General features: G+C 69.8%; 14 protein-coding genes. 7 read left to right on the top strand and 7 right to left on the bottom strand.

The features are described 5' to 3' along the window. The first annotated feature begins 383 nt into the window (after positions 1-383). Both HCT63_RS01485 and HCT63_RS01480 read left to right on the top strand, forming a co-directional pair. On the top strand, positions 384-935 hold the full coding sequence (locus tag HCT63_RS01485) for a TetR/AcrR family transcriptional regulator (RefSeq protein WP_167000855.1): 552 nt from the start codon (positions 384-386) through the stop codon (positions 933-935). Between the two features lie 31 nt (positions 936-966). Further along, positions 967-1,491, top strand: a complete 525-nt coding sequence (locus tag HCT63_RS01480) for a gamma carbonic anhydrase family protein (protein ID WP_167000853.1) — start codon at positions 967-969, stop codon at positions 1,489-1,491. Positions 1,492-1,564: 73 nt separating this feature from the next. On the opposite strand, the gene HCT63_RS01475 is transcribed toward HCT63_RS01480, so the two are convergent. Next, the gene (locus HCT63_RS01475; RefSeq protein WP_167000851.1) at positions 1,565-4,222 is read right to left on the bottom strand and encodes a M14 family zinc carboxypeptidase; all 2,658 of its coding nucleotides are present in this window, start codon (positions 4,220-4,222) and stop codon (positions 1,565-1,567) included. Between the two features lie 167 nt (positions 4,223-4,389). On the opposite strand from HCT63_RS01475, the gene HCT63_RS01470 reads away from it, so the two are divergent. The 3 genes from HCT63_RS01470 (at position 4,390) to HCT63_RS01460 (ending at position 7,801) form a co-directional block, all read left to right on the top strand. Beyond that, positions 4,390-5,757 (top strand): GntR family transcriptional regulator, encoded by a 1,368-nt coding sequence (locus tag HCT63_RS01470; RefSeq protein ID WP_167000849.1) that lies wholly within the window; start codon positions 4,390-4,392, stop codon positions 5,755-5,757. A 131-nt stretch (positions 5,758-5,888) separates the two neighbouring features. Beyond that, positions 5,889-6,497 (top strand): RNA polymerase sigma factor, encoded by a 609-nt coding sequence (locus HCT63_RS01465; RefSeq protein ID WP_167000847.1) that lies wholly within the window; start codon positions 5,889-5,891, stop codon positions 6,495-6,497. Continuing rightward, positions 6,494-7,801 (top strand): hypothetical protein, encoded by a 1,308-nt coding sequence (locus HCT63_RS01460; RefSeq protein WP_167000844.1) that lies wholly within the window; start codon positions 6,494-6,496, stop codon positions 7,799-7,801. The genes HCT63_RS01465 and HCT63_RS01460 overlap by 4 nt, the downstream gene beginning before the upstream one ends. Positions 7,802-7,806: 5 nt before the next feature. Here the strand turns inward: HCT63_RS01460 and HCT63_RS01455 are convergent, their stop codons facing one another. From HCT63_RS01455 to HCT63_RS01440, 4 genes are all read right to left on the bottom strand, one after another. Then, positions 7,807-8,610, bottom strand: a complete 804-nt coding sequence (locus tag HCT63_RS01455; RefSeq protein WP_167000843.1) for an NAD(P)H-binding protein — start codon at positions 8,608-8,610, stop codon at positions 7,807-7,809. Continuing rightward, positions 8,607-10,112: a cytosine permease gene (locus HCT63_RS01450; protein WP_243842841.1), complete on the bottom strand. Its 1,506-nt coding sequence runs from the start codon at positions 10,110-10,112 to the stop codon at positions 8,607-8,609. Before HCT63_RS01450 ends, HCT63_RS01455 begins: the two co-directional genes overlap by 4 nt. Before the next feature lie 25 nt (positions 10,113-10,137). Further along, entirely contained in the window at positions 10,138-10,986 is an 849-nt protein-coding gene (locus HCT63_RS01445; RefSeq protein WP_167000841.1) for a purine-nucleoside phosphorylase, read from the bottom strand. Between the two features lie 314 nt (positions 10,987-11,300). Beyond that, positions 11,301-12,836 (bottom strand): MFS transporter, encoded by a 1,536-nt coding sequence (locus HCT63_RS01440; RefSeq protein WP_167000839.1) that lies wholly within the window; start codon positions 12,834-12,836, stop codon positions 11,301-11,303. Between the two features lie 184 nt (positions 12,837-13,020). Between HCT63_RS01440 and HCT63_RS01435 the strand changes: the two genes are divergently transcribed. Continuing rightward, the gene (locus HCT63_RS01435) at positions 13,021-13,551 is read left to right on the top strand and encodes a TetR/AcrR family transcriptional regulator (RefSeq protein WP_167000837.1); all 531 of its coding nucleotides are present in this window, start codon (positions 13,021-13,023) and stop codon (positions 13,549-13,551) included. 15 nt (positions 13,552-13,566) lie between these two features. Here HCT63_RS01435 and HCT63_RS01430 read toward each other — a convergent pair whose 3' ends face one another. Then, complete coding sequence (locus tag HCT63_RS01430; protein WP_167000835.1) at positions 13,567-13,779, bottom strand: PLD nuclease N-terminal domain-containing protein; 213 nt, start codon at positions 13,777-13,779, stop codon at positions 13,567-13,569. A gap of 17 nt (positions 13,780-13,796) precedes the next feature. Beyond that, entirely contained in the window at positions 13,797-14,426 is a 630-nt protein-coding gene (locus tag HCT63_RS01425) for a YigZ family protein (protein ID WP_243842840.1), read from the bottom strand. A gap of 134 nt (positions 14,427-14,560) precedes the next feature. On the opposite strand from HCT63_RS01425, the gene HCT63_RS01420 reads away from it, so the two are divergent. Continuing rightward, positions 14,561-16,930, top strand: a complete 2,370-nt coding sequence (locus HCT63_RS01420; protein WP_167000831.1) for a bifunctional UDP-sugar hydrolase/5'-nucleotidase — start codon at positions 14,561-14,563, stop codon at positions 16,928-16,930. The last annotated feature ends 5 nt before the right edge of the window (positions 16,931-16,935 follow it).

Here is a 16,935-nt window from a genome sequence, read left to right as displayed (position 1 = left end):
GGGCGGATCGTTCCACGCCCCACCCTCGAGCAGGGAGGGGTTTGCGTGAATTCCTCCCAATCCGAGACCTCGAGGCCGTACAAGGGTGTCGTATATGCGACACGGCAGCATTATGCCATTCCCATCGCGGTGAATTCATGGCAGATTTCTTCCTGTAGCACCCCGATCTCCTCCGCGCGGCCCCCGTGACGCGGAGGGGACCCGTTCGTGAGCGGACCCGAGACCGCTCACGGGCACCAGCGGCCGGCGGCACCCCCGCCGGCCGCTTTTTATGTTCCCGCCGGTCGAGCGCGCTCCTTCCCGCCGGTCGAGCGCGCCCCGTCCCGCCGGTCGAGCGCGCTCCTTCCCGCCGGTCGAGCCTTGTCGAGACCTAGCATGACCACGTGGCCACGACTCGTCAGGAGCAGATCCTCCGTACCGCCGCGACGCTCTTCGCCGAGCGAGGCTTCCACGGTGTCTCGGTCCACGACATCGGCGCCGCGTGCGGCATCTCCGGCCCGGCGCTCTACCGCCACTTCGCCGGCAAAGACGCGATCCTCGCCGACATGCTCGTCGGGATCAGCAAGACCCTGCAGCACGGAGGACGCGCACGCCTCGCCGCGGCTGCCGACCCGAAGGACGCGCTCGACTCACTCGTCGCGTTCCACATCGACTTCGCGCTCACCAACCCGGCGCTGATCGTCGTGCAGGAGCGCGAGTGGACCAACCTCGACCCGAGCAGCCGTACGACGGTCCGCGAGCTGCAGCTCGACTACGTCGACGCGTGGGTCGAGGTGCTGCGCGCGTTGCGGCCCGAGCTGGACCAGCGCACGGCCCGCGCCGCCGTCCAGGCCACCTTCGGTCTCCTCAACTCCACGCCCCACAGCGCACGGATCTTCGAGGACGCGATGACCGAGCTCCTCACGCAGATGGCACGCCGCGCCCTCCTCGGATGAGCCTCGTGTGACCCGTGGCACGATCGGGTCCATGACCGACGCACCTCTGCTCCGCACCATCGGCGGGACCAGCCCTGACCTCGATCCCACCTCGTACGTCGCTCCGACGGCCGTCCTCACGGGAGCCGTGACGCTCGGGCCGCAGGCGAGCGTCTGGTACGGCGCGGTGCTGCGAGCCGACAACGCCCCGATCACCATCGGCGAGCGCAGCAACGTCCAGGACGGCTGTGTCTTCCACGTCGACACCGACAAGCCGCTCACGCTCGGCAGCGGCGTCTCGGTGGGTCATCGCGCGGTGCTGCACGGGTGCACCGTCGAGGACGACAGCCTCATCGGCATGGGTGCGGTCGTGCTCAACGGTGCGCGGATCGGCGCGGGCTCGATGGTCGCCGCCGGGGCGGTCGTGCTCGAGAACGCCGACATCCCACCCGGCTCGCTGGTCGCCGGCGTCCCGGGCAAGGTGCGGCGCGCGCTCAGCGACGAGGAGCGTGCGGGCCTCACGCGCAACGCGAAGGCCTACCTGCACCTCTCCGATCTGCACCGCGCGGCGGACTGAGCAGACCCCGTCGATGGTTGAGCCTGTCGAAACCCGGGTTTCGACAGGCTCAACCATCTGACTTGCGGCTCCGCTACTGCAGCAGCGTGCCGTTCGCGGAGAAGGCGGGCTTCAGCTGACGCAGCTGCGTCTTGTTCACCTCCGCCGCCGGGCCGCCGTACACCGCGTTGTAGAGCAGGTTGTACGTCGAGCGCATCAGCGAGCGGAACGTGATCTCCGACCCGTACGTCACGACCTTGCCCTTGCCGATGTCGAACGACACGACATTGGCCTCGCCCGTGATGTGCTCCTCACCCTTGAGGTAGCCGCTCGCGAGCACGTCCGACTCCGGGTATGAGGACACGACGTCGGCCTTCTTGCCGGTCGGCGTCCACGCCTGCGTGTTGTAGAGCCACACCGGCCACTTCTCCGGCATGCCCCACGCGACCATGTCGGTGTTGTCGAACTTCTGGTTCAGCAGGCTGCCGCCGGTGGCGAACTTGGTGCGGTCGGTCGGCAGTGCGGGCTCGATCGGCAGGTCCATCAGCTCCTTCACCGTGGCGACCGACGAGCCGATCGCGAGCAGCGTGCCGCCCTGCTTGACGAACTGCTGCAGCTTCTTCCAGCCGGCCTCCCCGACGCCGTACGCCCAGGCGAACTCCTCGTCGTACTTCGTCTGGTCGAGCCCGTCGACGATCCGCGCCTTCGTGATGCCCTGCGGCAGGACGATCGTGTCGTACACGTCGATGAGCTTGCCGCTCTGGAAGTCCTGCGCTCCGACGACCTCGTAGTTGATGCCGTACTGGTCCATCGTCCACATGTCCCAGCCACCGGGCATGTTGTTGATGCCGCGGAACAGACCGACCCGCGTACGCGGCTTGAGCTGGACGCCCTTGACCTTCGGCGCTTCCGCGGCCGCGGCGACCGGCACCCCGACCTTCTTGGACGCCGTCGCGAGCACCGAGCGCGCCTGCGGCGTCGCCGGGACCACGTACGTGCCCGCCGGGTACGACGTGCTGCCGTCCTTGAACTCCGCACTCGTACGGAAGGTCGTGATGTTCGACTTCTGCAGCGCAGCGGTCATCTGGATCGTGCCGTACGACTCGGGCCGTACGAGGTACGCCCCGGACGCGCCCGGCGCCGCCGGCATCGTCACCTCCGGCACCTCGACGGACTCGACCCGCTCGACCTGCGCCTCGACCGGCTCCTTGACCGCGTCGACGACGACGCCGAGCTCGAGCGGCAGACTGGTCGTCGCCTCGGCGTAGGGGAGCTCGTCGACCGGGTACTTGTCGGTTCCGAGCACCTGGTCCACCCAGTTGCCGCGCGGCTGGTGAGTCTGGATGACGTACGACCCCGCGGCGTACTGCTTGTCGCCCACCGTGAACGGTGCCGCCGCCCGGTCGATCTCGACCTTGGTCCGCTCGAGCGACTGGAGCATCTCGTACACCGCGTACGGATCACGCTGATCGGCATCGATCACGTACGCCTGGACGCCCGAGGCGACACCGTTCTTCAGGTACCGCTCCGGCGTCGCGTACAGGTTGTCGTAGAGCAGCTTCTCGCCGTTCTGCGCGGTGTACTCCATGCCGGCGTACGCGGCGATCTCGCCGTACTCGACCTGGTCGGCGAGCGTCCAGGTGTCCTTGTCGTACGGCTCGGGCATGTTCTGGTCCGGAACCTGCGGGCCCAGGTTCTTGCCGTCGCTCGACTTGTACGGGTAGGCGAGGTCGGTGACGGACGCGATCTCGCTGAGGTACGCCGCCGTGCCGGTGAACGGGAAGAAGCCCATCGGCTGCTCGAGCGTCCAGAAGATGTCGTAGCCCACATCGTTGCCGACGCCGGTCTTGCCCTCCGCGGTGAGTGCGCGTTGGGCGTGCGCGCCGATGGCCGCGGTCGACGCGTTCATGTTCGGCGGGTTGTTCGCGCTCGACACGCCGCCGTACGGGGGGACGAAGATGCGCTGACGGGTGGCACCCTGCCCGTGCATGATGTGCGTGACCACCGGCCGGAACTTGTTCTCGAGGGCGACCCGGTACTTCGCTTCGACCTGCGTGAACATCGTCCAGTCACGGTTGTCGTCGTGGCCGGTGTACTTGTGGTACAGGTCCGGGTAGACCCGCGCGAGGTTGGTGCCCGCGGTCCTGTTGAAGTGGTCGACCACGAGCTCCTGGCCGTCGGGGTTCTGCGACGGCACGAGCATGATCACCGCTTTGTTCAGCACCTCCTCGGTGAAGTTCGAGTCCTCGGTGGCGAGCCGGTGGACGATGTTGTTGATCGCCTGGCCGTTGCTGACCTCGGTCGAGTGGACCGTCGCCTCGAGGTGGTAGATCGGGATGCTCTCGCGGGCCAGCGTCTTCGCCTCGGCGGGCGACGTGTTGCGCGGGTCGGAGAGCTTCTGGTTGGCCTCCACGATCTCGTCGAGGCGCTCGAGGTTCTTCGGTGCGCTGATGAAAAACGTGGCGTACTCGTTGCCCATCGTCGTCTCGCCGACGGTCTCGTAGTCGACGCGGTCCGACGCCTTGGCGATCGACTTCATGTAGTCGAGGACGTCGTGGTACGCGGCGAGCTTCCCCACCGTGCCCATCTTGAACCCGAAGAACTCCTCGGGGGTCTGGATGCCTTCCGCTGCGGCCGGCAAGGTGATCTTGTACGGCGCCTCCGCGGTGGCCGTCGATGCGACCAGACTGGTCCCGAGCAACGCGACCGACGCCGTCACGACGGCGGCGGAGAGCAATCGTCTGTGTGTCATGTGCTGCCCTTCCACGTGACCCGCCGCTGGTGTGCGGCGAGGTTGCCTCACGTTAGGGAGCATTCACACGGCATGTGCCGCCTCTCTTGTTCCGTATTGTGCGGACTTATCGGTAGGACACCTGTCCGCGGGTGGCGGCCCTCCGCAACTCACGCTACGAATACGTCATGGGAGGACAGGATGGGCTTGCCGCGGATCCGCTCCCGGTCCGTGCGCTCGTCGCCGGGCTGTCCGATCCGTCGGCCCGCGGCATCGCCGACCACGTCGCCCGTCTCATCGAGCAGGGGCGCCTCCCCGACGGCACCCGGCTCCCGACCGTCCGGGCGGTGGCCGCCGCGCTGCACGTCGGCGCGACCACGGTCGCGACCGCGTGGACGCTGCTGCGCCACCACCGCCTGATCCGCTCCGACGGCCGCAACGGCACGTACGTCCGCAACCTCGGCGCGTCCGTCTCGCCCGGCCCAGCGCCCGCTGCGGCGAACGAGGACGCGGGCGTCGCGCGCCTCGACCTCGTCGCGCCCTCGTACGACGTCGACCTCGTGCCCGACCCTGCGCCGCACCTCGCGGCGGCGGCGCAGACCCTGGCCTGGCACGGGGCGGAGTCGGCCGAGGTCGACGAGGCGCTCGCGCAGGATGTGCACGCGTCGTGGCCGTTCGTCCCCGAGGCCCTGGCCGTTGCGCGCGGATTCTCGGACGCGCTGGCGCAGATCGTCACGCTCGTCGTCGCACCGGGTGACCGGGTGCTCGTCGAGTCGGCGTGCTCGCCCGAGACCGTCGCTGTGCTCGCGGCGCACCGGGCGCAGATCGTGCGTGTCCCGTGCGACGCCGCGGGGATGATCCCTGAGGAGGTCGAACGCGCGATGGCCGTACGCCCGTCGCTGGTCGTCATGCAGCCGCGGATGGCCGACCCGCTCGCGCACGTCGTCACCGAGCAGCGCGCGTACGCGCTCGCGTCGGTGCTCGTGGACCGCGACGTGCTCGTCGTCGAGGAGGACAGCGCTGCCGCGCTCGCGACGAGCCCGGCAGCATCACTCGGAGGATGGCTGCCGGGTCAGACGGTGCTGGTGCGGGACTACCAGCGGTCGCACGGACCGCGGATCCGGATGGCGCTGCTCGCCGGCTCTGCCCCTGTGGTCGACCGGCTTCGCGCCCGCCAGGACGTCACGGGCTCGTTCCCGTCGCTGCTGGCCCAGCGGACCCTGTCGCTGATGCTGCGCGACCCGGGGGTCGCCGAGACCGTGGCGCGGGCCCGCTGGCGGTACGCCCACCGGTGGCACGCGCTCGGTCGTGCTCTGCGCAGGCACGGTGTCGCGGTGCCGGGGGTCGAGGGACTCGCGGTGTGGGTACGGGTCCACGACGCGGCCGACACCGTACGACGCCTCGGCGCTGCGGGGATCCGGGTCGGGATCGGGACGGACGTCGCGGCCGGTGAGGAAGGGCGCCGCCACGTCCGGATCGCGACGAGCGGGCTGCGCTTCGAGCAGTCAGCGGTCGCGTGGCTCCTCGCGACGGAGCGCACCGCCGCCGCAGGCTGACGCCCCCCGTCCGCGTTGTGAAAGGAACCTGACCGTTCTCGACCCGCGATTCGGTCAGGTTGCTTTCACAACGCGGACGGGAAGGGCATGATCGTGCTCGCCGTGAACCACACCGGCGGGATCGGGCAACTATGGGTGTGACGTTCTTCGACGACTTCTTCAGGCAGCCCGGCGCGACGGATGCCGCGTTGTTCGCGGCGTCTGTCAGCAAGCCTGCAGCGCTCTCCGAGGTCTTCGACCGGCACGCTCCCAGCCTCTTGCGCTACCTGACTCGCCGACTCGGTCCGCACGATGCCGAAGACGCACTCGGAGACGTCTTCGTCGTGGCTCTGGAGCGTCGCGCTTCCTTTGACCCGGGCGCGACAAGTGCTCGCCCATGGTTGTACGGGATCGCCAGCAATCTGATCGCGCGTCGACACCGTGACGAGGTGCGATTCCTTCGTACTCTGCAGCGGGAAGGAACGCCTGCTGCCACTCTCGAGTTCGAGGATGCCGCGGCAGATCGGATGGACGCCGATCGCTCCTTTCGAGACCTCGCTGGTGCGTTGGCCGAGCTCTCCACCGGCGATCGCGACGTACTCCTGCTCATCGCGTGGGCCCAGCTCGGCCAGGACGAGGTCGCTTCCGCGCTCGAGATCCCGGTCGGCACCGTGAAGTCACGGCTCCATCGCGCCCGAAGACTCTTGCGAGAACAGCTGGACGTAAAACCGACGGCGGCGGAGGCAGGTGAGACCCGATGAACGAGATGCAGCTCCTCGAGCAGATGCGGTCGGACGTCGAGGCGGATGCCCTCAGCCTCCGGCGAGCGCGCCGACGCCTCCTGCGCCACACGCTCGCCGTCGCGACGCCTCGTCGACGACGTGGTCGTCGCGTGCTCATCGGCGCCGCAGTCACCTTCGCCCTGGCCACGCTCCTGCTCTCCTCCGCCCTCGTTGGCGACCGCGACACCGAGGTCACCGCGGTCGCCGTGCTCCAGCGCGCGGTGAGCGCGGAGGCGACGGCTCCCCAGCCGAGCGAGGGCGAGTGGGTGCACGTGACCAGCGAGACGACGCGCTGGTCAGCGGACGCGGAGAAGGTGACGTTGCAAGAGCACTGGGTTCCCGGGGCAGGACAGGGTCACGTGGTCTTCCGCAACCCCGCCGGCGACGTCACGCGTCGACGGCTCGAGCGCCCAGCGATCATGGACGATCCCGACGTCAGCACCGGCGAGCTGCTCACGTGGCTGGGCCGCGACAACGGCGACCTCCGCGGCGCCGAGGCCGCCTTCGAGCGCGCGATCGAGACCCTCGCGGCGGCCGAGACGCCCAGTGCCTTCAGGGCCAGGCTCTTCGAAGCCCTCACCCAGGTCGATGGCGTCCGGATCGTCTCGGACCGCACCGACTTCCATGGGTACCGGGCTGTGATCGTCGCGCGGGCGGAGGGCGACTACGAGACGCAGCTCGCATTCGATCGGGCAACGGGGGCGTTCCTCGGGTTCCAGAGCGTTTCTCACGACGACGGCGTCGATCGCCCTAGCTATTCCACGCTCCTCACCACTGAGGTGGTCCAGGACCTCCCCCCACGCGCCGAGCCTGAGAAGCGCACAACGAACCCAGCCCCGCGTGCACCCGCGACGACGCCGACGGCCATCCCGAGCATTCGCGAAGCGATGGACGCGTGGCTGGACGACGTCGCGTCATGCCTCACCGAGCACGGCTGGGGCGTCCGAGTCGACTACCTCCAGGACGGGATCGCGCTGGCAGATCTTCCCCAAGATCAGGCCGACCAGTTCCACGCCGATCAGGCTGCTTGCGAGGGGCGACTCGGGCCGTCACCCGTCGATGTCCCCATGACGCCGGAACGTGCCGGCGAGCTGTACGACCATCAGGTGCGCATGCGCACGTGCATCGCCGGGTTCGGGTACGACACGTCGAAGCCGCCGTCGCGGCAGGAGTACATCAGCGACTACATGAGCGAGCGGCCCCCCTGGTCGCCCTACGCGGATCTACCTCCCGAAGCCGCCTTCCTCACCGTCGTACGAGAGTGCCCTCAGACGCCCTGGTGATGCCGTCACAACGCCGACGCGAGAGAGGCGGGTGCGCGACCGGTGAGGAGCCGGACCTCGTCGGACACGGCTGCCCAACGCCCTTCGCGGATCGAGGCGAACAGCGACGCGTACGCGTACGTCCACCACGGCGACTCGCGTGCGAGCGCGAGCTCCGCGACGAAGATGGCCTCGTCCGTGTCGATGTACGAGACGGGCCTGTCCCACGCACGTCCGGCGACCGCGGCGACCTCCGACATCGAGAGTGCGGCCGGTCCCGTCACGTCATGGGGTCGGCCCGTGGGTGGCCGGAGGGCGAGCGCGGCGAGGCACCGGGCCACGTCCGCACGCGAGACAAGGGACACCCGTGCGTCGCCCGCCGGCAGCCGCAGCTCGCCCGTCTCGCGGGCCCGCTCGAGGAACCCGCCGAAGAACTCCGTGAACAGCGACGCGCGCGCCACTGACACCGCGCACCCCGTACGGGCGAGCAACTCCTCGGTGGTCCCGTTCGTGTACGCGTAGCAGAACGGCGACGCGGGGTCCGCGTCGAGACCAGACAGGTAGACGACGTGAGCGACCTCGGCTTCGACGACCGCGCAGACGACGTTCGCGTGGTGCGTCATCATCCGTGCCGCCTCGCCGTCGCTGGAGACGAACACGAGCGTGTCCACGCCCGCCAGCGCCGTAGAAAGCGAAGCCGGGTCGTCGTAGTCCGCACGGACCGGACCGCGGCGCGACAGCGGCACCACCTCGTGCGCGTCCGACGCCGCGAGCACCGAGACGACGCGCGCGCCGACGTTCCCGCTCGCCCCCGTGACGGCGATCCTCATCGGCGCCCGGGGCCCGGCAACGCCTCCTGGCGCGCGACCTGGCCGCGTCCGGTGAGCAGATAGCCGACGAACCCGATCGCGAGCGCCGCGACGACGCCGAGGTTCGCGTACGCCCACTCGCCCTCCTTGCCGCCGAGTCCGAGCGGCCCGAGGAGGTAGCCCTGCCACGACAGCCACTCCGCCCACGTGTTCTTCACCATGCCCCACCCGACAACCACCGCGAGCAGGAACCACACGACCGTCGCGACGTTCCACGCGCCGTAGCGCCCGCGCGGGTCGTACAGGTCGAGCGCGGCGTAGTTGCGGCGCCGCAGCGCGACGTCGGCGATGAAGATCCCCGCCCACGCCGCGATCGGCACGGCCAGCGTGATGAGGAACCCCTGGAACGGCCCGAAGAAGTCGTCGGCGAACCACAGGAAGTAGATCGCCCCGAGCACCATGATCACGCCGTCGATCCCGGCGGCGACCCAGCGCGGCGTCTTGAGCCCGAGCGTGAGCAGCGCGAGCCCGGACGAGTAGATGTCGAGCACCGCGCCGCCGACGAGACCGGCCAGCGCGACGAGGAAGAACGGCACGAGATACCAGGTCGGCAGCAGCGTGACGAGCGTACCGATCGGGTCGGCACGCAGTGCCGCCAGCAGCGCCGGGTCCGACCCCGCGAGCAGAAGGCCGTACAGGACGAGGAACACTGGCGCGATCGCTCCGCCGACCGTCGTCCACAGCACGACACCGCCAGCCGACGCCGTACGCGGCAGGTAGCGCGAGTAGTCGGCGCCGGAGTTCACCCAGCTGATCCCGAACCCCGCGGTCGCGAAGATCGCGAGTCCGATCACGGCCGCGGCGTCACCCGACGGCAGCGAGGTCACGACGTCCCAGTCGACGTGGTCGAACGTGAGGATCACGTAGCCGACGGTGAGCACGGCGGTCGCGATCGTGATCCACACCTGCAGCTTCATGATCGTGTCGAACCCGAGGATGCCGGCACCGATCACCACGGCCGCCGTGAGCACGAACCCGAGGATGCGCGCGCCGTCGCCCCCGCCTCCTCCGAGCTCCTCGATCACCGACGCGCTGGCCAGGGCCGCGAGGGCGACGAGCACCGTCTCCCAGCCGACCAGCAACACGTACGACACCGCGCTCGGCAGCGCGTTGCCCCGTACGCCGAACGACGCACGCGACAGCACCATCGTCGGCGCCGAGCCGCGCTTGCCCGCGATCGACACGATCCCGACCAGCAGGAACGAGATCACGGTGCCGAGCAGGCCCGCGATCAACGCCTGCCAGAACGAGACGCCGAAGTCGAGGAAGTATGCCCCGTACGCGACGCCGAAGACCGAGATGTTGGACGCGCACCACGGCCAGAACAGCGAGCGTGGCGTGCCCTTGCGCTCGGACTCGTCGATCACGTTGATGCCGTTGGCCTCGATCGCGCTGGTGGGTGCGCTGACCGGGCCCGCCCCGGGGACGGGCTCAGGGTGACGCGACGGCGGTTCCATGGTCATCGGCTCTCCTTGTGAGGGGTGCTGCCTAGGCTGGGGTTGTCGCGAGGAGGGTCGCGGCAAGGATGCTGTGGATCGTGCTCCCGAGACCGGACGCGGCCTGCGTGGCGGCGACGACGACCGCATCGGGGTCGGTCACCAGGAGACGGTTGCCGTCGTCGTCGAGCTCGTTGGTCGTCACCACCGACATGCCGAGCAGCTCCATCCCGGCGGCGCGCGCGGCGATCGCCTCGAGGACGGAGGACATGCCGACGACGTCCGCGCCGAGCGCGCGCAGCGCCCGCAGCTCGGCGAGCGTCTGGTACTCCGGACCGCGCATCACCGCGTACGTCCCCTCGACGAGCGCGATGTCGAGACTGCGTGCGACCGCCCGAAGCCGTGCGGACCAGCAGTCGGTGAGATCCACGAAGGTGCCCCCGGCCAGCGGCGACATGCCGGCGAGGTTGAGGTGGTCCGCGATCAGGACGCCCGTCCCGGTCGGCCACTCCGGCCACAGGCAGCCGTTGGCGTTCGTGAGGATGCACGTCCGTGCGCCGGTCGCGGCCGCGGTCCGCACCCCGTGGACGACCGGCCCGGCGCCGTGCCCCTCGTACAGGTGGGTCCGCCCGCTCAGGACCAGCACACGGGTGGATGCTCCGTGGTCCGTACGCAGCGGCACCGAGGCGATCTCCCCGGCATGACCAGGGGCGACCGGCGCGAGGAATCCGGGGACGGTGGCGCTCGGCACGACCCACGTCGGCTCGCCGATCGCTTCGCGCGCGCCGCCCCAGCCGGACCCGAGCACGACGACGGCATGGTGCACCGGCACCCCGCTCGCGGCGGCGATCCACCTCGCCGCCTCGCGGGCCCGTTCCTCCTGCAGGAGCGCGTCGCGCATGAAGGCATCCTGGCACGGCGAGGACCCGTACGGGGAGTGGCGCGAATGACTTCGGCACCCTCGAAGATCTTCATCCAAACACTTTGAAATCAACAGCACTTGCGGTCTAGACGCGCCCCCGCATCCTCTCCATGTTGGGGCGACGCGGACCGCCACCGCTCGTACGTCGGGGACGACAAGTCCTCGATGACGATCAAGATCAACTGATCTGATCCCTCACACGAGCGGGCCCCGGGAGGCATCCTCCCGGGGCCCGTCCGCGTCCCTCTTGCCGCCGAGGGTTTGCCACGCTGGCGTGGCAAAGCGCGGGCGAGTCAGCGCTCCGCGTCGCGCAGGGTGAACCACGAGACGATCGCGGCGCCGAGCGCGATGACGATCGCCAGGGACGTCGTCGCCTGCACCGCGTGGTCGAACGCGAGGTGCGCCGACTCCACGAGCCAGTCACCGACCTGCGCCGGGATCTTCGACGCGAGGTCCATCGCGCCGCCGAGCGTCTGGCCGGCGGCCTCGCGCTGCGCCTCGGTCCCCGCCAGTGGCGGTACGGAGACCTCCGCGCGGTAGGTCGCGGTGAGGATGCCGCCGAGCACGGCGGTCCCGAGCACGGCGCCGATCTCGTACGCCGTCTCCGACAGCGCAGACGCCGCGCCGGCCTTCTCCGCCGGCACGCTCGACACGACCACGTCGTTGGTCAGCGTCTCCGCGAACCCGATGCCGATGCCGAGCACGAGGAACGCCACCGCGATCGACCAGGCCGTCGGGACCTCACCGACGAAGGTGGCGATCGCATAGCCGGCCGCCGACAGCCCGAAGCTGGCGGTCACCACCGCGCGTACCCCGAAGATCGGGATGAGCCGGACGGCTGTCAGGCCGGCGACGATGGTCCCGACCAGGCCCGGCACGAGCACGAGCGAGGCGTCCATCGGCTCGAGCCCGACCACGAGCTGCAGGAACTGCGCGCTGAAGTAGAGGAAACCGGTCAGGCCCATCAGGCTCAGCATGTTCGCCACGAGTGCACCGGAGAAGACCCGGTTGGAGAAGAGCCGGACGTCGACCAGCGGGTGCTCACGGACGAGCTGGCGCCGTACGAACACCACGATGCTCGCGACGCCGAGCGCGACGGACCACGCGACCGTACCCGTGAGGCCGTGCTCCGCGTACGACTTGATGGCGTACACGATCGGGAGCATCGTCGTCATCGACAGCACGATGCTGAGCGGGTCGATCGGGCCCGGGTTCGGGTCGCGCGACTCCGGGACGAGCCACAGCGCAAGCGGGACGAGCAGCGCCACGACCGGCAGGTTGATGAGGAACACCGAGCCCCAGGTGAAGTGCTCGAGCAGCCAGCCGCCGAGGACGGGGCCGAGCGCCGCGCCCGCGGAGAAGCCAGCGGCCCACACCGCGATCGCGAGCCGACGCTGCTGGCGGTCGACGAAGATGTTGCGCAGCAGCGACAGGGTCGACGGCATCAGCGTCGCCCCGAACACGCCGAGCAGGGCGCGCGCGACGACGAGCTGGGAGATGTCGGTCGCCTGCGCGGCGAAGAACGACACGGCACCGAACCCGAGCGCGCCGAAGATGAGCAGGCGACGCCGACCGACGCGGTCACCGAGCGACCCCATCGCGACGAGCAGACCCGCCAGCATCAGGGCGTAGATGTCGACGACCCACAGCAGCGCGGTGCCGGACGGGTGCAGCGAGGAGCTGATGTCGGGCAGCGCGAAGCTGAGCACGGTGTTGTCCATGCTCACCATGAGGACGGGGAGCATGAGGACGCCCAGCGCCGCCCACTGGCGCCAGCCGGCGCGCGCAGGAGTGGACGCCACGTGGCGCGGCGTGGTGCTGGTGCTCATGTCTCCCCCGGGCGAGGTCTCGGACGTACGTGGGGGTTAACCGTCCAGCCGGTACAGTTGTTCCCGTCCAGACGGTACAGTGCGCGTTTCTTCCCACTCAAGCCGATTTGTGGTGTTCTGCGCCACCACGGCATCGGCTGACGGGTGGGACGAGCGGCAAGGACGACCTCGCTAGAGTGCTCGCATGCCCGCCCGCAACGACGGCGCGACTACCCGCGACCGCATCCTCGACGCCTTCGAGATGCTCCTCGTGGAGGGGGGCGTCAAGATCGCAACGCTCGACGCCGTCGCCGCGCGGGCCGAGGTCTCCAAGGGCGGCTTGCTCTATCACTTCCCGAGCAAGGACGCGATGGCCGACGCGATGCTCGACCGGCTCCGGGAGCAGGGTCGCGCCGACGTCCTCACGATGAAGGACGCGCCGCAGGGTCCGGTCCGCTACTACCTCGAGACCTCCGTCGACACCGGGTCAGCCTTCGACCGCGGGCTGATCGCCGCATCACGCCTCGCCCAGGACGACGTCCGGGCCCGAGAGACGCTCGCGGAGCTGCGAAACGGGTGGTTCGCCGTGCTCGCCGAGCACTACGGCGACGACGCGCTCGCCCGTACGGTGCAGCTCATCGGCGACGGGCTCTACTTCGACGACACGACAGGTCTCGCGCACAAGCGCTCGCTCGACCACGTACGCGACGTGCTCGGCCGCCTCGACGCGCTCTGACCCGTCGGTGGCCGGTCAGCGGCGACCGACGAGGAAGTAGGCGATCGGCCCGACGGGCTGGACGAAGCACCCGCCCACCCAGGCTGCCTTAGGGCCTCGTATGCGCTCGGCCGGCGTGCGCGCGAGGCTGACGAGCGCCGCCGTGGTGAGGACGACCTCGACGGCGCCGAGCGCGATGACCGCGCGCCGTTGGGGCGGTGTCAGGTCGGACCACTGCTTCTGAGCCATGCCCCGACCGTACCGACTCACGGCATCCACACCGAGTCGCCGGCCACGATCTCCCCGGCTCCGCGGGTGAGGGCGGCAACCTGCTCCCGGAGGGACACGACCGCATCCGGCCACGCGGCGACACGGAGCCGTACGGCATCCGCCTCGTACTCGACGCCGACCACCTCGGCACCTCGCGCACGCAGCTCGTTCTCCACCTTGCCCGCCTCGGCGTGGGCGACCTCGACCGTGACGACCACGCGTCGCTCGCGGCGCAGCACCCCTGCGGCGTCGAGCGCCGCCGCGGTCGTCTCGGAGTACGCGCGGACCAGCCCTCCGGCCCCGAGCAGCGTCCCGCCGAACCACCGCGTGACCACCGCGACGACGTCACGGACCTCCCGGCGCACCAGCACCTCGAGCATCGGAGCACCGGCGGTCCCGCTCGGCTCCCCGTCGTCGTTGCTGCGCTGGAGCGAGCCGTCAGGCCCGATGACGAACGCCGAGCAGTGGTGCCGGGCGTCGAAGAACTCGCGCCTCGCCACAGCCACGTACGCCCGCGCCTCGTCCTCGGAATCGACCCGCCGGACCCAGCCCAGGAACCGCGAACCCTTGACCTCGATCGTGGCCTCGGCGTCACGAGCGGGCACCAGATAGTGGTCGGGCGCCACAGGACCTCCTGCCAGCCTGTCCGAAAAGCCAATTGTTGACATCTAAACGTGGTCGAACCGTCATAGTTTGCGGCAGCGCTCGACACCTCTGCTCGCTATGGTCAGCGGATCACGTCTCTCTGAGGAGCCCCTAGATGCGACCCAGACACCGTACTCTCCTGCGGCGGACCACTCTTCTCGCCGCTACGGCCGCGCTGGTCGCGGCTCCGCTGTCCGTCGTTCCCGCGGCATCTGCGGCTCCTGAGGACGAGGTCACGCTGACCTTCCTCGGCATCAACGACTTCCATGGCCGGATCGACGCCAACACCGTGAAGTTCGCGGGCACGGTCGAGCAGCTGCGGGCCGCCGGCGGAGAGGACAGCACCGTCTTCGTCGCCGCCGGCGACAACATCGGCGCCTCGCTCTTCGCCTCGGCCGTCGACCAGGACAACCCGACCATCGATGTCCTCAAGGCCCTGCAGCTCGACAACACCGCCGTCGGCAACCACGAGTTCGACCAGGGCTTCGCCGACCTCACGGGCCGCGTCATCCCGCGGATGGGCCAGAACCGCTTCGGCACGCCGGTCTTCCTGGGCGCCAACGTCTACGACAAGGGCACCGAAGACCCCGCCCTCCCCGAGTACGCCGAGTACACGGTCAACGGCGTCGACGTCGCGATCGTCGGCGTGGTGACCGAGGAGACCAGGTCCCTCGTCAGCGCGGACGGCATCGCCGACCTCGACTTCGGCGACCCCGTCGAGGCCGTCAACCGCGTCGCGGGCGAGCTCAAGGACGGTGACGACGCCAACGGCGAGGCCGACCTGATCATCGCCAGCTATCACGAGGGCGCACCGCTCTCCGACTCCGCGGCCACGCTCGACCAGCAGGTCGCGGCAAGCCCCGTCTTCGCGCACATGGTCAACGACACCACGGCGGCCGTCGACGCGATCTTCACCGGACACACCCATCAGCGCTATGCCTACGACGCGCCGATCCCCGGCGGTACGGGCACGCGCCCGCTGGTGCAGTCCGGCAACTACGGCGAGGGCGTCGCGAAGGTCGAGATCACGTACGACACCGCGACAGACGAGGTCGTCGCGCACACCCGGTCGGTCGTCGCCCGCACCACGACGGCAGACGCCGACCTCGTCGCCCAGTACCCGCGGGTCGCTGCGGTGAAGACCATCGTGGACACCGCGATCGCCAACTCGGCGGCCGTCGGCAACCGACCGGTCGCGACCGTCAGCAACGACATCACGACCGCTCTCATCGGCGGCACCTACCAGGACGGCGTCTACACGCACCCCACGCCGGGAGCGACCGGCGTGCGCGACGACCGCGCCTCCGAGTCCACCCTCGGCAACCTCGTCGCCAACGCGCTGCGTGACAGCCTGGCGAACGACCAGGGCGGCAACGCCGAGATCGGCATCGCCAACCCCGGCGGCCTTCGCGCGGAGCTGTTCTATGCCGGTGACACGAGCACCAACCCGGCGAACACCGACGGCGTCGTCACCTTCGCCGAGGCCAACTCCGTCCTGCCTTTCGCCAACAACCTCTCGTCCGTCACGCTGACGGGTGAGCAGCTCGTGCGGCTGCTCGAGCAGCAGTGGCAGCGCGACGTCAACGGCGCCGTGCCCTCCCGCGCATACCTCCAGCTCGGGCTCTCCGACAACGTCTCGTACACCTACCACGAGGTCGACGACCCGGCCGTCCCGCCGGACCCGGCAGGCAACCCGCGCAAGAAGGGCGTCATCGACTCGGTCACGATCGACGGCGAGCCGATCGACCTCGCCAAGGACTACCGCGTCGGGACGTTCGCCTTCCTCGTCACCGGCCAGGACAACTTCCACGTGTTCAAGGAGGGTGCAGCGCCGAAGGACTCCGGGCTGGTCGATCGCGAGGCCTGGATCTCGTACCTCGAGGACAAGTCGCCCGTCGCCCCGTCGTTCGCCCGACGCTCGACGGTGACCACGGATGCTCCGACGACCCTGACGACGGGGGAGCCGACCACCTTCACGGTCTCCAAGCTCGACCTCACGTCGCTCGACAGCCCGCAGAACACCACGCTGACCGCGAAGGTCGGCGAGACCGAGGTCGGGAGCTTCCCGGTCTCGAACGGTACGGCGACCGTCACGTTCACCGTGCCCGCGGGGCTCGCAGCCGGGGCGGCGATGCTCACCTTGACCGCGCAGCCGACCGGCACGGTCGTGTCGCTCCCCGTCACGGTGGTCAAGGGCAAGATCGCCACGACCATCGATGCCGTGGCCACCCCGGGCCTCTCCCCGCTGTTCGGCCCGATCGTGGTCGCTCGCGTGAGCCCGCGTGGCGCGACCGGCACCGTGCAGGTGCTTGACGCCAGCGGGAAAGCATTCGGCTCCGGCAAGCTGCTCGCCGGTCACACGGTGATCGCGCTCGGTGGCCGTGCCCTCAAGCCGGGGACGCACACCCTCACCATCCGGTACGGCGGCGACGGTAAGCACAAGCCGTCCGAGACCGTGAAGACCGTCCGCGTCCTCGGACGCTGACGACA

The organism is Mumia sp. ZJ430, from assembly GCF_011751845.1.
Lineage (GTDB): Bacteria > Actinomycetota > Actinomycetes > Propionibacteriales > Nocardioidaceae > Mumia.
Note: the sequence above shows the minus strand (reverse complement) of the source record. Positions and strands in the feature narration are given on the sequence as shown.